This window comes from Acidisphaera rubrifaciens HS-AP3 (assembly GCF_000964365.1).
Classification (GTDB): Bacteria; Pseudomonadota; Alphaproteobacteria; order Acetobacterales; family Acetobacteraceae; genus Acidisphaera; species Acidisphaera rubrifaciens.
Genome location: NZ_BANB01000946.1, coordinates 1 through 510, shown reverse-complemented (window position 1 = coordinate 510; position 510 = coordinate 1). Strand labels below are relative to the sequence as shown.

Annotated in this window: 1 protein-coding gene; it reads right to left on the bottom strand. The window is 74.1% G+C overall.

From position 1 onward, the window contains the following. Nucleotides 1-510 (bottom strand): cytochrome c-type biogenesis CcmF C-terminal domain-containing protein (locus tag B8460_RS19295; RefSeq protein ID WP_048863254.1); only part of this gene is annotated, 510 nt, incomplete at both ends.

Genomic DNA, 510 nt, shown 5'->3' with positions numbered 1-510 from the left:
ACCGGCGCGGGCCGCGCGCCGTGCGGGCGCGCCGATGCGCAGCCGCCGGTCGGACAGCGACAGGATGCCGCCCGCCGCCATGATCAGCGCGCCGAACCAGATCTCCGGCGCCAGCGGATTGACGTGCAGACGCAGCACCGCCTCGTTGCCCCGCTCCTCGCCGAGCACGGCATAGAGGTCATAGAAGCCGGTCGTGTGGATCGCGACGTCGGTCGTGTTCTGCTGCTGCGTCGGGAAGGACCGGCGCGAGGGGTGCATGGAGACGACGGGGCGGCCGTCGCGCGTCACGTCGATGTCGGCGATGCGCGCCGTGTAGTTCGAGCCGCGCCCGTCATGGATGTCGCGCAGCGTCCAGGTGTAGCCGCCGAGATCGACCGCATGGCCCGGCCGCACCGCGACGATGGTGTTGGCGGCGAGCGACATGCCCGCGATGCCGGCGACCGTCACGCCCATGCCGGCATGCGCGACGGCGGCGCCCCAGACGGCGGCCGGCAGCCCGCGCGCGCGGGC